The sequence below is a fragment of the Streptomyces sp. NPDC002911 genome, assembly GCF_053591835.1.
Window position 1 is genome coordinate 335,723 of the sequence record NZ_JBSFUO010000005.1, and the last position, 16,837, is coordinate 352,559.

A 16,837-nucleotide genomic window follows, 5' to 3' on the forward strand; every position below is an offset into this window, starting at 1 on the left:
TGACGACCCCGGAAAGGCCACACCCTTAGGCACCCCTAGGGGCCGGTCCGGGCGAATCCCCCGCCCGCAGGGGGACGTTGTGGTCGAACGAACGCCGGACATAGGACAGGGAATCGAGCAGTTCCGCGGAAGTGACGGTGTGGGCCGGGCGGCGGTCCGTGACGCCGGACAGCGGCATCTTTCCCACGTCCGACCAGCGCAGCCGGCCGTCCTCGGCGATGTAACTCCGGCTCAGTCCCGCGTTGTCCGGATGCAGGCAGTAGGGCACGTCCAGCCGGCCCTCGGCGAACGCCCTCAGCAGTGCGGTGCCGAGGTCGTCGTCCAGGTTCAACACCGCGTCGACCAGCGCGTACGCCTCGGCGTACGTCTCTGTCCCGGTGCCTTCCAAAGGATCCGGCTCGGTGCGCGCGGCGACCGCTGCCGCGTATTCCAGCGCGGCCACGTTCTCCGCCACCGACGGAATGCGCCGGGATTCCGCGACGGTTTTCACGATGAGGCGCTCGGAACCACTCTCTACGGCCAGTTCGGCGGCCTGCGCGAGCAGTCGACGGGCGCCGTGGTCGGTTTCCGGGAACAATCCCATGTAGGCATAGACGACGACGTGCCATTCGGTGTCCGAAAGGAACCGCGTGCACAGGCTGCGCAACGCGGCGACCGCTTCAGAGTCCTGTCGCTGATTCGTCTGCTGGGCGTAACTCACCGAGATGCTCCGGATTCCGTGCCGTCGGAAGAACAGCGCCTCGAGCACGCTGACTGCGACGAGCAGGCCGGGCGGGCAGAGCTGGCCGAGCACGCATCCCCCGAAGGTCTCCAGGTGCGGTTCGGCGCCGGTCTCGCGGAGCGCGGCGAACAGTTCGCAGGATTCCGTCCAGTGGGCGACGGACTCGCGCAGCGGCACCCTGCCGTAGGGGAGGCAGTAGGAGACGGGCCCGCCCTCCGAGGCGTCGAGCCCCACGGCCGTCAGCGCCCGGAAGATGTGCTGGGGCGCCGCCGAGCCGTGCCGCACCTGCACCGGGAACTGCGGGCCGTGGATGCGGTCCAGGACCCGGCGGGTGGTGGCCGTTTCGTGGCTCACCAGCGGATAGCCGTTGAGGTCGACCCCTTCGAGGACGGCGAGTTGTGCCGACTCCAGGTCGCCGACCCGGGTGTAGCTGTCCAGGGTGAGGGTGCCGACGGTCGTCGCGTCGGCGTCCCGGGTGGCGAGCAGCCCGGCGCGCATGCGCTGCGGGCTGCTCATTCCCATCCGGGGCTGCACCACCAGCCGGCCGGCGTCGTGGGCCCGGCGCACGAACGCGCCGAATCCGGCACCGGTCACACCAGGGCCCGCTGGGGCAGCGCGTCGAGCATCCGGCGGAAGGCCGCGACGCCGTCGGCGGATTCCTCGAACACCGCGTCGTAGCCGGCCGCGCGCAGTGCGGCCGCCTCTTCCTTGCCGCAGGGCCCGGCGATGCCCAGCTTGCCGCCGATGACGACGGGCACGCCGCCGAGGCCGGGGTGCTCGCGCAGCCGGGTGACTGTGCGCATGCCGTCGTGGTAACCGTGCCCGTTGACGCTGCTGATCACGACCAGTGCGGGGTCGCACGCCAGGGCCTCGCCTATCAGCAGGTCCTCGGGGACGCAGGGGCCGAGGTTGACCACCCGGTGGCCGTGCTCCTCGATGAGGAGCTGGAGGTAGACCAGGTTCCAGGTGTGCGAGTCGGAGATGCCGCCCGCCACGAGCACGGGCTGGTCGCCGGGGGTGGGGGTGGAGGAATTGCTCATCACAGGGCCTGTCCGTGTTCGTAGGTTCGGGTGTGCTCGATACGGGAGACGGAGACGAGGTCGTCGCCGCGGACGACGATCTCCGCGGGGGCGGGCCTGCCGAGGAACATCAGGAGACTCGCGGTGGGTCCGTAGGAACCGGCGTTGGGGACGGTCAGCAGGTCGCCGGGGGCCGGGTCGGGCAGCGGGACCTGCCGTCCGAGCAGGTCGCCGGGCGTACACAGCGGTCCGGCGAGGTGGGCCGGGACGCCGTCCGTGCCGACGGATTCGTGCGGCTCGACGGAGACCGGCAGGATGCGACCGAGGCCGGACATGCCGCCGAAGGTGTTGATGCCGGCGTCGAGGACGACGTAGCGCGTGCCGCGGCTGTCCTTGACGTTGACGACGCTGGTGAGCAGGGTGCCGCTGTCGGCGACCAGGTACCGTCCCGACTCGCAGGCGATGCGCGGGGCGCCGTCGCGCCACCCCGGGAAGTGCTCGTCGAGCGACGTGGCCAGGGCGTCTCGCAGTGCGCCGTAGACCGGCCGCCGTCCCTGTACCGCGTACGGTGCGGCGAAGCCGCCGCCGAGGTCGACGATGCGGAAGTCGACGCCCAGTTCCCGCTGGAGTGCGGCGGCGGCGGCGATGGTGTGCCGGAACTCGGCGATGAGGCTCGCCTCGTCCTTGGCGTTGCTCAGCGGGAAGAAGTGCAGTCCGGCCAGGGTGGTGCCGGGTACGTCGCGCAGTTCGGCTGCGAGGGCGGGCAAGGTCTCGCCGTCGAACCCGAACTGCGAGGGCACCCCGGTCATGCGGATGCTGGTGGCCGCGGCTCCGGTGGCGTTGTTGACCCGGATCAGGCAGTCGGCGGTGATGCCGAGCCGCACGGCCGTCTCGCCGACGTGCCGCAGGTCGCCGGGCGACTCCACGGAGAACGTCCGCACGCCCCGGGTCATGGCCTCGGCCAGCTCCTCGGTGGTCTTGCCCGGGCCGGTGTACAGGATCTCGGTGCCTTCGTAGCCGGCCCGCAGGACGGCGTCGAGTTCCCCGACGGAGCTGATCTCCGCGCGGCAGACGCGGGGGCCGCCGGCTCGCATCTCGCGCAGGATCTCGGGATGCGGGTTGGCCTTGGCCGCGTAGTACACGGCGACCTCGTCGGGCAGCGCGGCGAACAGTTCGTCCCGCGCCGCCGCGACCCGGTCCAGGTCGTAGACGTAGGAGGGGGTGCCGAAGCGCCGGGCGAGGTCGGTGGTACCGGTCACGGCGTGGTTCCTTCCAGAAGGCTGACGAGCTGCTTGCGGTCGTGCTTGCCGTGCGCGGTCAGCGGCAGTTCGTCGACGACACGGCTGACGCCGGGCACCTTGGCGGGCTCCAGCCGCAGGGACAGCTCCATGAGGAGCTCGTGCGGGTCGATGTCGCCCTCGGCGAACACCGCGAGGGCGCGGCCGGGAGCGGGTGGCAGGACCGCGGCGGCGCGGACACCGGGTACGTCCGTGGCCGCGGCCTCGATCTCGGTGGTGCTCATACGGACGCCCTTGTGCTTGAACATGTCGTCCCGGCGGCCCTCGTAGTACAGGAACCCGTCCTCGTCGACGTGCCCGAAGTCGCCGGTGTGCAGCCGCAGTCCGCCGTCGGGCGCGGGCCGGAAGGCGCGTGCGGTCTGCTCCGGCGCGCGCCAGTAACCGGGCATGACGTGGGGGCCCTCGACGACGATCTCCCCGGTCTGCCAGGGGGGCAGCGGGTTGCCCTCGTCGTCGACGGCGAAGGCCCGGGTCCCGGGCAGCGGACGGCCGACCGACTCGGGCCGGGCGTCCTGCTGGTCGGGCGACAGGACGGAGACACGCTTGCACTCGGTCTGACCGAACTGGATGATCACCTCGGATCCGGGGAAGGCCGTGCGGAGCCCGTCGGCGGTGGGCTTCGGCAGCGCGGCTCCGGTGTTGGTGAACATGCGGACGGTGGAGTCCTGCCGTGGTTCGCGTTCGGCCAGCGCGCAGATCATGGTGGCCAGGGACGGCACGATGGGTACGACGGTGGCCCCGGTCTCCCGGATGCGGCGCAGCAGCACCAGGTCGGACTCGCCGTCGGCGAGCACGATTTCGCTGCGGCCGGCCGCGGTGAGGAGCACCTTGTAGAGGCCGTAGTCCCAGGAGATGGGGAAGCGGCAGAAGACCACGTCGTCGGGGCGGTAGCCGAGTTCGAGGTTGATGGCCTCGGTGGCGAAGACCATCCGGCCGTGCGGGCAGACGACGGCCTTGGGGGCCGCCGTGGAGCCGGAGGTGTAGACGAGGACGGCGAGGTCGTCGCTGTGGACGGGAGCACCGTCGCCCCGGGCCTCCTTGTCGCGCAGGCCGGTGACCGCCTGCCAGACCTCGTCCAGGCCGAGGACGGTGACCGGCTCGGCGAGCGCGGAGACCCGGGCCACGGCAGGATCGGTGACGACCACCAGGGAGGGCTCGGAGTTCTCGACGACGGCCCTGAGGTGGTAGTCCTTCATGCCGGTGTTGACGGGGACGAGGACGGCACCGCGGCGGGCGGTGCCGTACAGCAGGGCGACGAGCTCGCGGGTGCTGGCCAGTTGCACCAGGACCCGGTCGCCGTGTCCGATGCCCTGGGCCTGGAGCCACGCGTCGACGGCGTGGCTCCAGGCTGTGAGCTCCCGGTAGGTCCATCGCCCGGTGCCGTCGGTGACCGCCGCCGCGTCGGGGTGCTCGGCGGTGGCCTCGTCGAGCAGGTCGTGCACCCGGGCGTCGGTACGGGCCTGCGCTGTCGGTTGACCGTTCACTGCGACTCCTGCCGTCCTTCGGTCCTGCTCCCGGCCCCGGTCTGCTGCTGTCGCAGAGCCGTGGCGCGGGAGGCGAGCTTCCTGCGATCGGTCTTGCGGTTGGGGTTGAGCGGGAGTGCGTTCAGGTGGTGGTAGGCCCGGGGGACGACCGCGGCCGGCAGCAGTTCCCGCAGGTGGCGGGCGAGCCGGGCGGGCGGCACCGGGTCGCCGGTGTGGAAGACGGCGAGTTCGACCGTGCCGTCCACGGGGACGGCGACGGTCACCGCGTCCTCGACGCCCGGGCAGGCACGTACGGCGGCGTCGACCTCGGCCAGTTCCGTCCGGATGCCGTGCACCTGGACCTGGGCGTCCTGGCGGCCCAGATACAGCAAGCCGTCGCCGTCGGTGCTGCGGACCCGGTCGCCGGTGCGGTAGTAGCGCAGGCCGTCCCGTTCCACGAAGCGTCCGGTGTCGTCCGCCGGGTCGAGGTAGCCGGGTGTCAACTGGGGCCCGGCGATACACAGTTCGCCCTCGCCGGTGGTGCTCGGCGAGCCGGTGGCATCCAGCAGCAGTACCGCGTGGCCCTCGTGCACGGCCCCGATCGGCACCATGCCGTGCAGGTGCCGGTGGCCCGGCTGCCAGCGGTGCGCGGTGACGGTGATGGTCAGCTCGGTCGGTCCGTAGAGGTTCTCCAGCACCGTTCCGGGAGCCGCGGCCGCCCAGTCCTCGGCGTCCTGGCAGCTGAGCGCCTCCCCAGCGAAGAAGCTCCGGCGCAGTGAGGACAGCGCACCGGGTGCGAGGCCGCCGGTGCGCCGCACCAGGGTGACCGCGCTGGGGGTGGAGAACCACACGGTCACACCCTGCTCGGCCACGAACTCGGGCAGGCGCGCATACGCCCGCGCGGGGACCGGTACGACGGTGGCTCCGGCGCCCCAGGCGCAGAACAGGTCGAACATCGCGCAGTCGAAGTTGAGGTCGAAGGTCTGTGAGAAGACGTCCTCGGGGCTGAAGTCGTACCGCTCGTCGAGCAGTGAGAAATAGTGCGCGGTGTTGGCGTGGGTGACCGGCACGCCCTTGGGCCGTCCGGTGGAGCCGGAGGTGAACAGCACGTAGGCGATGTCGTCCGGGCGGGCGGGCATCGGTGCCTTCAGCGCGCTGTCGGGGTCGACGGTGAGCGCCGGCATCGGCTGCCCGCCGGGGGCGAACAGGGTGGGCAGGGTGACGCCGTCCTCGTGCAGCGCGGTCAGCGCGGGCAGGGCGTCGTCGTCGGCGAGCAGGGCGCCCACGCCGGCGGCCTCGATCATCTGCCGGGTGCGGGCGGCGGGAAAGGCCGGCTGAAGGGGGACGACGGTTACCCCGCTGTAGAGGCCGGCCAGCAGGCTCGAGTACGCCGACGGTCCCTTGCCGGCCAGCACGCCCACGGCGGGCGGCTGGTCGGGGAGACCGGCCAGCAGGGAGCCGGCGAGCAGGAGGGCCCGCTCGTGCAGCTCGCGGTAGGTGGGGGCGGCGCCGTCGGCCCGCAGCGCGGGCCGGTCGGGCGCCAGGGCCAGCCCGCGCAGGAACCGTCCGGACAGGGCTCCGTCCATGGTGGGGTCCAAGGGGTCCGTCCCGTCAGCTCGTGGTGCGCTGGAGCATGCCCTCGACGGTCTCCCACAGCGCGCCCGCGCTACGGAAGGTGTCCATGGTCAGGGCGCTGTCGCGGAAGCGCACCTGGTACGCCTCCTCCAGCATGCCGAGCAGCTGGACCATGCCCAGCGAGTCCAAGCCGAGGTCCTTCAGCTCGGCGTCGGCGGTCAGCGGCTCCTGCGGGGGCAGGAACGGCAGGAAGGTGCGGAGTATCTCTTCGAACTGGTCGTCCCACATGGGTGTGCCTCCTGCGGATAGGGCGGATCGGGCGGGTCAGGCGGCGCGCGGACGGCGCCGGGGGGTCATCGCCAGGCGGGGATGCGCGGCGACGACCTCGAAGGTGCGGGTGGTGCCGGGAACCCGGCCGAAAAGGCTGTCGGGTCCCGCGACGCAGAGGCGCCGGACTCCGGCGTCCCGCAGCGCCGTGGTGACGCTCGGCCAGTTCATCGGGTGGTCGAAGCTGTCGAGCAGCATGATGCGCAGTTCCTCGCCCGTGTGCAGCAGCCTGCCGTCCTGGTCGGCGACGACCGGCAGGGCGGGATCGGCGAAGGTGTAGCGGGAGATGACCTCGCGTTCCGCTTTGGCGCGCAGCGGCGCGAACGCCGACGCGTGCATGGGGGGACGCATGGTGTACAGGGGAAGGCTGCCGATGCCGCGCAGCCGTTCCTGCATCCACTCCACCCGCCGTTCGGCCAGGGAGACCATCCAGAAGCCGTCGTCGATGTGGCAGGAGATCTCGTGCCACTCCCCGGCCTCGTCGAGTTCGGCGAGGATCACGTCCAGTTCCTCGCGCGGGGCGCGGACGAAGGACAGGGTGACGATGTCCCGGTGGTGGTCGGCGAAGTACGCCTCGAGGCACCGCGCGATCTCGGCGGTGAGCCGGATCGCGTCGGGCAGGTCGAGGGCGCCGGTGTAGGCGAGGGCCGCCTTCTCCCCGAAGCTGGGGCCGGCCACGATGTCGGGGGCGATGTCCAGGTGCTCGCACGCCCAGTAGGCGCTGGCCAGGCAGTTCACGAAGAACGCGACCTGGGCGGCCTCCGAGTAGTCGCCCTCGGATCGGCGGAAGGCGTCCACCAGCGAGTAGCCGAGGGCGTCGTCGGCGACGGCGACCAGGTCCCGGGCCACGGGATCGGCGACCATGAAGCGGCCCACCTCGGCGAACGGAACGGGCCCCATGCCGGGGAAGACGAGAGCGGTGTCGTACGCCATGGCGGTGTCCCCGCCCCCTTTCACGGTGGTCTGCGACGCTCGGTCCGGCGTCGTGGCGTGATGTGTCACAGGCCGGCGAGGAAGTCGGTCAGCACCTCGAAGAACCGGTCCGGTTCCTCCAGGTGCGGCAGGTGGCTGGACTCCTCGAAGATCTCCCAGCGGGCCCCGGGGACGCGGTCCATGTAGGGCTGGACGACAGCCGGGGTGGCCTCGTCATGACGTCCGCTCAGGAGCAGGGTGGGCGTGCGGATGGTGTCCAGTCCGTCGACGATCGACCAGTCCTTCAGGGAGCCGATCACGTGGAACTCGGTGGGGCCGTTCATCGCGTAATAGACCGTGGGGTCGTTGTAGATCTCCATGAAGGAGGAGAGGAAGTCGCGGGGCCACGGGGTGAGGCGGCACACGTGGCGGTCGTAGAAGACACGCATCGCCGCCAGATACTCCTCGTTGTCGTAGGTGCCCGCCGTCTCGTGCCGCACCAGGGCCTCCTGCACGTCCGGCGGCAGGGAGGCCCGCAGCCGCGCCATCTCCTCCAGCCAGATGGGGTACGAGGCGGGCGCGTTGGCGACGACCAGGCCGCGTAGGCCGGGCGGGCGGTCCATGGCGTGCCGGGCGCTCAGCGGGCCTCCCCAGGACTGGCCGAACAGGACGTAGTCCTCCGCGATGCCCAGTTCCCGTACGAGGTTGTCGAGTTCGTCAAGGAAGAGGTCCACCGTCCAGAAGTCCGGTGCGCTGTCCGGCAGATGGGTGGAGCCGCCGTTGCCCAGCTGGTCGTAGTGGACGACCGGCCAGCCGGCCTCGGCCAGGCGGGCCAGCGACAGCAGGTAGTCGTGCGTGCTGCCGGGGCCGCCGTGCACGACGACGACCGCAGGGCGTCCCGCCCCGAGTTCGCCGGTCACCCGGTACCAGGTCCGGTACTCCCCGAAGGGGACGGTGCCCTTGACGCTGGGTACGAGACCCTGCGCACTGGGTTTCGGGGACACGCTGATCACCTCTACTCGGCTGCGGAGTGCGGCGGCCGTCCGGTCAGGGAGATCCGGCCGGGACCGCGGAGCGTGTGGCGCTGGGCGAACCGTGCTTCCGCCGTGGTCCGCAGCCGACGCTAACCGTCGCCCAGACGTTCGACGGACCCCTAACCGCCCCTAGTGGTACGGGGAGTGACGGGTACCACGGCCGTACCCCGCCGGGGCCCGCGCCGCTAGGGGCGCGTAGGGGTGGGCCGCCCCGGGCCCCGCTCCCTAGCGTGCGGGAAACGGCCGGCGGACCGCGCCGGCGCCGAGCCCAGAGCCCTCCCCCGGGTGAACGGCGCGTCTCGCTCCCTCCCGTGCGAAGAGGACACCATGACTGCACCTGCCGAAGCGGCCAACGAGGACGCCCTCCCGGAGTTTCCGATGCGCCGGGCCTGCCCCTTCAGTCCGCCAGCCGCCTACACCGAGCTGCGCGAGAACGAACCGGTCTCCCGGGCGCGGCTGAAGGTCAACGGCAAGCCGACCTGGCTGGTCACCCAGCACGACCTGTACAAGAAGCTGCTCGGCGACTCGCGGGTGAGCGCCAATCTGAAGCTGCCCGGCTACCCGCTCCAGGTGCCGGTGCCGGAGGAGACGCTCCAGTCGGTGCCGCTCACCTTCCTGTCCATGGATCCGCCGGACCACACGGTGCAACGCCGCATGCTGGCACCTGAGTTCGGTGTGCGCCGCATGCGCGAGCTGCGCGCCCGGGTGCAGGAGCTCGTGGACGAGCAGATCGACGACATGCTCGCCAAGGGCTGCGACAGTCCGGTGGATCTCGTCACGGCTCTCGCGCTGCCGGTACCGTCCCTGGTGATCTGCGAACTGCTCGGCGTCCCCTACGAGGACCACGCCCGGTTCGAGCAGTGGGCGTGGGCCATCATGAACCACGAGGTCAGCGACGAGGAACGGGGCATCGCCCACTACGAGCTGGACCGTTACGTCGACGGACTGGTCACCGCGAAGGAGAGCGAGCCCGGCGACGACATGATCAGCCGCCTGATCGCGTTCAACCGGGAGACCCCGGCGGTGGAGCACTCCGACATCGTCAGCATGTCCAAGCTGATGCTGGTCACCGGTCACGAGACCACCGCGAACATGATCGCGCTGGGTGTGCTGGCCCTGCTGGAGCACCCGGATCAGCTCGCCGCCGTGCGCGAGGAGCCCGAGCTGATGCCGCGCGCGGTGGAGGAACTGCTGCGGCTGTTCTCCATCTCGGACGCCGGCACGGCGCGCGTGGCCATGGAGGACATCGACCTGGGGGGTGTCACCATCCGCGCCGGTGACGGCATCCTGCCGCTGAACAACGCCGCCAACCACGACGAGCGTGTCTTCCCCGACGCGGACCGGCTGGACGTGCGCCGCGAGGCCCGCAGCCACGTGGCCTTCGGATACGGCGTCCATCAGTGCGTCGGCCAGAACCTGGCCCGGATGGAACTCGACGTCGTCTACTCCACGCTGCTGCGCCGGGTACCGACGCTGCGCCTGGCCACGCCGGCCGAGGAGCTGCGGTTCAAGGACGACGCCATCGTCTGGGGCCTGTACGAGCTGCCCGTCACCTGGTGACGCCGGACGACTCGCCGCGCATCCCTTCCCCCACCGTTCCGTTCGAGAGGCAGCCATGACCCAGTCCGCCGACCCGGCGCGAGAGACGGCGTCGCCGTATCCGCAGTTCCCGATGCGACGCACCTGCCCGTTCAGCGAGCCGGACGAGTACGCCGAGCTGCGCGCGAAGGAGCCGGTGTCCCGTGCCTCGCTCAAGGTGAACGGCAAGCCGACCTGGCTGGTCACCCGGCACGAGCACGTCAAGCAGGTACTCGGGGATCCGCGGGTGAGTTCCAACCTCAAGCGTCCCGGCTACCCGCACCAGTTCCACATCTCCGAGGAGATGCTGGCCCACGTGCGGCTGATGCTGCTGTCCATGGACCCGCCGGACCACACCGCGCAGCGCCGCATGCTGATACCGGAGTTCACGGCGCGGCGGACGAAGGAGATGCGTCCGCGGATCCAGGAGATCGTCGACGAGCGCATCGACGCCATGCTGGCCGCCGGCGGCCCGGTGGACCTGGTCCAGGCCCTCGCCCTGCCGGTGCCGTCCCTGACCATCTGTGAATTGCTCGGGGTCCCCTACGAGGACCACGGCCGGTTCGAGGGGTGGTCGGCGGCCATGATGAACCACGACCTCAGCCCCGAGGAGTACGGGGCGGCGGTGCAGGCCCTGGACATGTACCTCGACGAGCTGGTCACCCTCAAGGAGACCGAGCCGGGCGACGACCTGATCAGCCGGTTCCTGGAGAAGAACCGGACCGAGCAGGCCGCCGACCACGTCGACGTGGTGACCATGGCCCGGATGATGCTGGTGGGCGGCCACGAGACGACGGCCAACATGATCGCGCTCGGCGTGCTGGCGCTGCTGGAACACCCGGACCACATGGCCGAGCTGCGGTCGGACCCCGCGCTGCTGCCCAACGCGATCGAGGAGTTGCTGCGGGTCTTCTCCATCTCGGACTCGGGCACCGCCCGCGTCGCGGTCGAGGACATCGAGGTGGGCGGTGTCACCATCCGCGCCGGTGAGGGCATCCTCGCGCTGAACAACGCCGCCGACCACGACGAGGCGGTCTTCGCGGACCCCGGCGCCCTCGACTTCCACCGCAAGGAGGCACGCAGTCACCTCGCCTTCGGGTACGGGATCCACCAGTGCATGGGCGCGAACCTGGCCCGCGCGGAGCTGGAGATCGTGTACGGCACCCTGCTGCGCCGCGTTCCGGGCCTCCGGCTGGCCGTGCCCTCGGAAGAACTGCGTTTCAAGGACGACGCCATGGTCTACGGCGTCTACGAACTGCCCGTCACCTGGTGACGGCCGAGCCGATCGGAATACCTGTCATGCGTGTCACCACGGACCACGACCGGTGCGTGGGCTCCGGCCAGTGCGCGATGCTCAGCCCTGACGTCTTCGACCAGGGCGACGACGGTCTCGTCGTCGTCCTTCAGGAGAAGCCGGCGGCGGAGCTGCTGGACGATGTCCACCGCGCGGCGGACCTGTGCCCGTCACAGTCCATCCACCTCACCGGCTGAATCGTTCCGCCTTGGTGCCGCGGTGCCGCGGTGCCGTGCGGCCGTGCGGCCGTGCGGCCGGGCACCCGGCACCGTGGGTGCCCGGCCGCGTACCGCAGGGCGCGCCGCCCGCCGCGCACGATGACGAACGCCCGCCGCGCACGATGACCGAGGACGTGAACCGTGATGACGAACCGACCTCGCTCCTCCACATCCGGACCGCCCGTCGAGCCGGTCCACGGACCCGACGCCCAGGCGGGCTGGGACTCGGCCGAGAAGCTGGGGAAGCCGGGGAGGTACCCGTTCGCGCAGGGCGTGTACCCGTCGGTGCACACGGGCCGGCGTCGGATGATGCACCAGTACGCCGGTCTCGGTACCGCGAGGGAGTCCAACGCCCGGTACAAACAGCTGATCGCCAACGGCACGACGAGCCTGTCGCTCGCGTTCGACCTGCCCACCCGGATGGGACACGACTCGGACATGCCCATCGCCTCCGGCGAGGTCGGCAAGCTCGGGGTGGCGATCGACTCCATCGACGACATGCGCGTCCTCTTCGGCGGGATCCCGCTGGACGAGGTCTCCACCTCGATGACGGTCAACACCCCCGCGGCGCTCCTCCTTCTCTACCAACTGGTCGCCGAGGAACAGGGCGTGCCGGCCGACCGGCTCACGGGCACGATCCGGAACGACGTGCTCGAGGAGTACGTCGCCCGGGGCACGTACATCTTCCCGCCCAAGCCCTCGCTGCGGCTGATCGCCGACGTCTTCACGTACTGCAAGGCCGAGATCCCGAAGTGGAACACGATCTCCTTCTCCGGCTACCACATGGCCGAGGCGGGTGCCGCGCCCGCACGGGACATCACCTGGACCCTCGCGGACGGCGTCGAGAGCGGCTTCCAGAAGGGCGAGATCGAGGCCCGGCAGACCGAACGCCTGGCCAAGCTCCGCGCCTGGCGGGACCAGGACCGGGTGGACCGCCACCTCACCGGTCTGCGGGAGACGGCGGCCGGGGACGACAACGTGCTGTACCCGATGAAGGACGCCCTGTCCGCCGGCGCCACCGTGGGCGAGGTCTGCGATGCGTTGCGCGAGATCTGGGGCACGTACGCACCTGGCGAGCCCTTCTGACCAGCCCTTGGGCCAGGTCGGGGCCCGGGTCAGGGGCCGGAGGGCGCCGTCACCGACCTGGGAGGTGCCCTCAATCCCGGTCCGCTCCCGGCCGGGGGCCGACGAGGGACTCGGCCTGATCGAGGAAGAGCGGCAGCCATTGCTCGTAGGACGCGGTGCCCAGATACTCCAGTGCCGTTTCCGCATCCTTGCCGACGGGCGAGTGCAGCGGCGTGCCGGGATCGTCGACGGCGGCCAGGACCGCCTCGGCCACCTCGCCGCAGTCCCCGGCGCCCTGCTGAACCCGGGCGAGGAACCGCGTGATCCACGCCCGGTCGGCGGCGTACGGGTCGGCCGCGGCCGGCGGTTCCGACGGGGAGACGCCCGCGGTGCCGTCGCGGTGGATGCGGGAGGCGAAGCTGCCGGGCTCGAGGCATACCACGCGGATCCCGAAGGGCCGTACCTCCGCGGACAGGGCCTCGCTGAGCGTGCCCAGGGCGGCCTTGCTGGCGGCGTAGAAACCGCCGTGCGGCACGGCGAACGTACGGCCGGCGAGCGAGGAGACGTTGACGATGACGCCGCTGCGGCGGGCGCGCATGGCGGGCAGCACCGCGCGCACGGTGCGCAGCGGCCCCCAGAGGTTGGTCTCCAACACCGCGCGCGCCTCGTCCTGCGGCATGGTCTCGACGGTCCCGGTGCGGTCGATGCCGGCGTTGTTGACCAGCACGTCGATGGCGCCGTGCCGTTCCTGCACCTCGTTGACGGCGGCGGCGACCGAGGCGTCGTCGGTGACGTCGAGCCGGGGCACGTCCAGGGTGAGGTTCTCCGCCCGGGCACGGCCGAGCAGTTCACCAGCTGTGGCGGGATCGCGTACGCAGGCGTGGACGCGGTCTCCCCTGCGGGCGAACGCCAGCGCGGTCTCCAGGCCGATACCGCTGCTGCAACCGGTGATGAGTACCGACGTCATGGGATACCGCCTGCTTTCCGGGCGTCGGATGAAGGGATTCGGTCAGCAGCCTACGAACGCGCCCCCAGGGGCCGCAGCCCCTACGACCCCCTACGGGGCCGGGACCGGCCTCCCCGAAGCATGACCCGGACGAGACCGCCCGCCGCGCCGCCTGCGGCCTCCCTGACGACGGCGGTCACGTCGAGAAGTGGCAGCTGGCCTCGGACAGGCTCGACAAGACCGCGCTCGTGGGGAATCGGCAGAGCTGTCGGCGCGTCGCCGCAGCAGGAGGGCGCTGTCGCCGCTGTGATTCCGTTGTCGGCCGTGCCCGCGCCGCCCGGCGAGGCTAGGTACGAGCGGCAGTCCTGGCCTTGAGGATCTCGACCATCGACTCCTCCCTCCATCGCTGCAGGAGGTCGTGGAAGGCGAATGCACCGTGGGGGTAGGCGATCGGGCCGTTCGGCCGGCCGCGTCCTTCGCGGTTGTAATAGCCCGGGGTGCACTCGGCGTGGAACCACTCGTGGTCGGGGGCGTCCTCGGCCAGAACGGCGATCCAGGCGTCCTCGGCCTCGCGGGACGGTTCGACGAGGGCCCCCTTGGCTTCGGCAGCCGTGACGAGGGCGGCGGCGTGGACGGCCTGCTCGTCGAGGATGTGCGTGAAGTTGACGCTGCTGGCGTTCTGCAGCGATCCCATGTGGATCAGGTTGGGAAAGCCGTTACTGGTGAAGCCGTGCAGGGTGCGCGGACCCTCTTTCGCCCACGCGTGCAGCAGTTGGACGCCCCCTCGCCCGTGGACGGGGAGCTTGCCGGAGAGGATGCCGGAGGTACCGACGGAGAATCCGGTGGCGAAGATCAGGCAGTCGAGTTCATAGGCGGTGTCACCGACCACGACACCGCTTTCGGTGACGCGCTCGATGCCGTGAGTGTCCGCGGTGTCGACCAGCGTGACGTCGGCGCGGTTGAACGCCGGGTAGAACTTGTCGGAGAAGGTGGGGCGCTTGCAGGCGTACCGGTACCAGGGTTTGAGGGCCTCCGCGGTGTCCGGGTCGGCGACGGTCTGCTCGACGCGGGCGCGGAGCTCGTTCATCTTGGCGGCGTCGGCGACCTCGTAGGCGGCTTCGAAGGCCTTGCGGTCGCCCTGCCGGCGGAAGCTGGGAAGGAGCTTCTCCAGGAGGCCTGCCGACGCGGTCCAGCGGTCCGCCACCAGATCCTGCTCGGCCGGCTCACCGGAGACGATACGGAGGTAGTTCTCACGGCGCTCGCGTGCCCAGCCTTCGCGGTCGGCGCCGACGTCCGCGGCGGTGGTGCGGCAGTTGGCGCGCACGTCGACAGTGGAGGGGGTGCGCTGGAAGACGTAGACGTGTCCGGCGTCCTCGGCCAGCATCGGGATGACCTGGATGCCGGTGGCGCCGGTTCCGACGATGCCGACCCGCTTCTGCGAGAGGCCGGTCATGCCGCCGTCCGGGGTACCGCCGGTGTAGGCGTAGTCCCACCGCGACGTGTGGAAGGTGTGGCCCTTGAAGTCCTCGATGCCGGGTATCCCGGGGAGCTTCGGATCGGAGAGCGTGCCCGTGGCGGTGACGACGTAAGCGGCCCGGAACGCGTCGCCCCGGTCGGTGGCCACGATCCACGTCTCGGATGCCTCGTCCCAGGTCAGCGAGGTGACCGCAGTGGAGAACAGGGCATCCGAGTAGAGGTTGAACTTCTGCGCGATCCGCATCGCGTGGCGGCGGATCTCCTCACCGGGGGCGTACTTCCACTCCGGTACGTATCCGGTCTCGTCGAGCATCGGCAGATACACGTGCGACTCGATGTCGCAGTGGATGCCCGGGTACCGGTTCCAGTACCAGGTGCCCCCGAAGTCGCCGCCCTTCTCGACGATCCGCACACGCTGCACGCCCTGCTGCCGCATCCGTGCCCCGGCGAGGATGCCCCCGAATCCACCACCGATCACGGCGACGTCGACGGTGTCCTGCAGCGGATCACGTGCGGCCGGCTCCCCGGCGTACGGGTCGGCGGCGTAGTAGCCGAACTCGGCTTCGGTGGGCTGGTACTGGCCGGCACCGTCGGGCCGTACACGCCGCTCACGCTCGAAGTGGTAGCGCTGCCTCAGTGCGGCGAGCTCGCCGGGAAGCGACGCGTGAGGGGTTGTCATGTGGGGGACCTCAATCCTGCTGTCGGGCCGCCCCGGAATGAACGGCCATCCGCTACGGTAACAACTACCGGACAGTGATGTCCGGTTGCACTGCGGGAGGTAGATCGACTTTCGGCCAGAGCACGTCCGGCCCGGGACGGACACAGTTCCCCCGGCGACGGCTCCCGCACCCTTGATGCACCCGACGGAACAGGAAGAGTGATCCCCCCATGCAACGACGCCACCCGGTCCGGCCCCTGGCCGCGCTCGCCACGATCGGCACGCTGGCCCTCACCGGATGCGGCACGGAAACACGCGAACCCGGTAGCCACCCTGCCTCCGCCGGCACCGACAGGACCATCCGCGCGCACAAGGTCATGCAGTTGACGCAGGTGCACGAGGAGACCGGGATGACCCTGCTGGAGGGCCCGACCTTCGACGGGAACGGCGGCCTGGTCGTCGTCGACGTCACCGCCCCGGCGGGCAAACCCAAAGTGATGCGCGTCAACGTCGAAAAGAAGACATCCCGCACGCTCCACACCGACAGCCGAGGTGCCTACACCTCGGCGCAGTTCAGCCCGTACGACGGCCGGATCTACCTGACCGACTACGCCCACGGCGAGGTCGTGAGCCTGGCCCCGGACGGCAGCGATCCGCGGACCTTCTTCTCCGGCAAGGTCGACGGAACCCAGATGAACCCCGATGACCTCGCGTTCGACCAGGCCGGCAACCTGTACGTATCCGACTCACGCGGACTGTCCGAGGGCGAGCCCCACGGGCGGGTGGTGCGGATCGACCGCGATGGTGAGAAGGTCACCGTCCTGGCCGAGGACCTGGCCGCGACGAACGGGATCTCGTTCGACGCGGACTACCGCGGGCTGTGGATCAGCGAGCTCACCCAGAACCGGGTCTCCTACCTCCATCTCGACGACGAGGGAGGGGTGACCTCCAAGCACACAGCCATCCGCGTCGACGGCGGGATCGCCCAGACCGACTCGATCGCCGTGGACGCGGACGGCAACCTCTACCAGGCACTGCACGGCCGGGCGGCCATGGCCGTGTACGACAAGCACGGAGAGCGCCTGGCGACGGTCGAGGTTCCCGCCCGCGCCGCAGGGCTCGAATCAGCGACGAACGTGGCGATCACGCCCGGCGGGACCAAGGCGTACATGACCGTCAGCGGACCCGCCGGAGGATACCTCTACACCTTCGACGCGCTGGCAGAAGGCACCCGGCAGTCCAACGGAGGCTGA

15 protein-coding genes and 2 pseudogenes are annotated in these 16,837 nt (G+C 70.8%); 7 read left to right on the forward strand and 10 right to left on the reverse strand.

The genetic code is table 11. The annotated features are described in order from the left end of the window. Nucleotides 1-25: 25 nt before the first annotated feature. From ACWD04_RS11130 to ACWD04_RS11165, 8 genes are all read right to left on the reverse strand, one after another. Nucleotides 26-1,315, reverse strand: coding sequence for a methylaspartate mutase (locus tag ACWD04_RS11130; RefSeq protein ID WP_451130435.1), 1,290 nt, complete (start codon nucleotides 1,313-1,315; stop codon nucleotides 26-28). Beyond that, complete coding sequence (locus ACWD04_RS11135) at nucleotides 1,312-1,761, reverse strand: cobalamin B12-binding domain-containing protein (protein ID WP_451130437.1); 450 nt, start codon at nucleotides 1,759-1,761, stop codon at nucleotides 1,312-1,314. The genes ACWD04_RS11130 and ACWD04_RS11135 overlap by 4 nt, the downstream gene beginning before the upstream one ends. Beyond that, nucleotides 1,761-2,999: a type III PLP-dependent enzyme gene (locus tag ACWD04_RS11140; RefSeq protein ID WP_451130439.1), complete on the reverse strand. Its 1,239-nt coding sequence runs from the start codon at nucleotides 2,997-2,999 to the stop codon at nucleotides 1,761-1,763. Before ACWD04_RS11140 ends, ACWD04_RS11135 begins: the two co-directional genes overlap by 1 nt. Then, nucleotides 2,996-4,522, reverse strand: coding sequence for a class I adenylate-forming enzyme family protein (locus tag ACWD04_RS11145; RefSeq protein ID WP_451130441.1), 1,527 nt, complete (start codon nucleotides 4,520-4,522; stop codon nucleotides 2,996-2,998). Before ACWD04_RS11145 ends, ACWD04_RS11140 begins: the two co-directional genes overlap by 4 nt. Then, complete coding sequence (locus ACWD04_RS11150; protein WP_451130559.1) at nucleotides 4,519-6,087, reverse strand: AMP-binding protein; 1,569 nt, start codon at nucleotides 6,085-6,087, stop codon at nucleotides 4,519-4,521. Before ACWD04_RS11150 ends, ACWD04_RS11145 begins: the two co-directional genes overlap by 4 nt. A gap of 25 nt (nucleotides 6,088-6,112) precedes the next feature. Beyond that, entirely contained in the window at nucleotides 6,113-6,364 is a 252-nt protein-coding gene (locus tag ACWD04_RS11155) for a phosphopantetheine-binding protein (protein ID WP_451130443.1), read from the reverse strand. A 36-nt stretch (nucleotides 6,365-6,400) separates the two neighbouring features. Next, nucleotides 6,401-7,336: an ACP S-malonyltransferase gene (locus tag ACWD04_RS11160; protein ID WP_451130445.1), complete on the reverse strand. Its 936-nt coding sequence runs from the start codon at nucleotides 7,334-7,336 to the stop codon at nucleotides 6,401-6,403. Between the two features lie 65 nt (nucleotides 7,337-7,401). Continuing rightward, the gene (locus ACWD04_RS11165; RefSeq protein ID WP_451130447.1) at nucleotides 7,402-8,319 is read right to left on the reverse strand and encodes a proline iminopeptidase-family hydrolase; all 918 of its coding nucleotides are present in this window, start codon (nucleotides 8,317-8,319) and stop codon (nucleotides 7,402-7,404) included. Between the two features lie 357 nt (nucleotides 8,320-8,676). On the opposite strand from ACWD04_RS11165, the gene ACWD04_RS11170 reads away from it, so the two are divergent. From ACWD04_RS11170 to ACWD04_RS11190, 5 genes and pseudogenes are all read left to right on the forward strand, one after another. Beyond that, nucleotides 8,677-9,909, forward strand: a complete 1,233-nt coding sequence (locus ACWD04_RS11170; protein WP_451130449.1) for a cytochrome P450 — start codon at nucleotides 8,677-8,679, stop codon at nucleotides 9,907-9,909. Between the two features lie 55 nt (nucleotides 9,910-9,964). Then, nucleotides 9,965-11,200: a cytochrome P450 gene (locus ACWD04_RS11175; protein WP_451130451.1), complete on the forward strand. Its 1,236-nt coding sequence runs from the start codon at nucleotides 9,965-9,967 to the stop codon at nucleotides 11,198-11,200. 26 nt (nucleotides 11,201-11,226) lie between these two features. After that, nucleotides 11,227-11,418, forward strand: a complete 192-nt coding sequence (locus tag ACWD04_RS11180; RefSeq protein WP_451130453.1) for a ferredoxin — start codon at nucleotides 11,227-11,229, stop codon at nucleotides 11,416-11,418. A gap of 165 nt (nucleotides 11,419-11,583) precedes the next feature. Then, nucleotides 11,584-12,285 (forward strand): annotated as a pseudogene (locus ACWD04_RS11185) (methylmalonyl-CoA mutase family protein); the annotation flags it as partial. 21 nt (nucleotides 12,286-12,306) lie between these two features. Further along, nucleotides 12,307-12,525 carry a methylmalonyl-CoA mutase family protein gene (locus tag ACWD04_RS11190; RefSeq protein WP_451130561.1) on the forward strand — a complete coding sequence of 73 codons (219 nt, stop codon included), beginning with the start codon at nucleotides 12,307-12,309 and terminating at the stop codon, nucleotides 12,523-12,525. Nucleotides 12,526-12,595: 70 nt separating this feature from the next. Here the strand turns inward: ACWD04_RS11190 and ACWD04_RS11195 are convergent, their stop codons facing one another. Continuing rightward, nucleotides 12,596-13,471 carry an SDR family oxidoreductase gene (locus tag ACWD04_RS11195; RefSeq protein WP_451130455.1) on the reverse strand — a complete coding sequence of 292 codons (876 nt, stop codon included), beginning with the start codon at nucleotides 13,469-13,471 and terminating at the stop codon, nucleotides 12,596-12,598. 104 nt (nucleotides 13,472-13,575) lie between these two features. Here ACWD04_RS11195 and ACWD04_RS11200 point away from each other — a divergent pair. Next, nucleotides 13,576-13,708, forward strand: a pseudogene (locus ACWD04_RS11200) (IS701 family transposase); the annotation flags it as partial. Between the two features lie 88 nt (nucleotides 13,709-13,796). Here the strand turns inward: ACWD04_RS11200 and ACWD04_RS11205 are convergent. Beyond that, nucleotides 13,797-15,605 carry a flavin-containing monooxygenase gene (locus ACWD04_RS11205; RefSeq protein ID WP_451130457.1) on the reverse strand — a complete coding sequence of 603 codons (1,809 nt, stop codon included), beginning with the start codon at nucleotides 15,603-15,605 and terminating at the stop codon, nucleotides 13,797-13,799. Nucleotides 15,606-15,814: 209 nt separating this feature from the next. Here ACWD04_RS11205 and ACWD04_RS11210 point away from each other — a divergent pair, with 209 nt between their 5' ends. Continuing rightward, nucleotides 15,815-16,837, forward strand: coding sequence for an SMP-30/gluconolactonase/LRE family protein (locus tag ACWD04_RS11210; protein ID WP_451130459.1), 1,023 nt, complete (start codon nucleotides 15,815-15,817; stop codon nucleotides 16,835-16,837).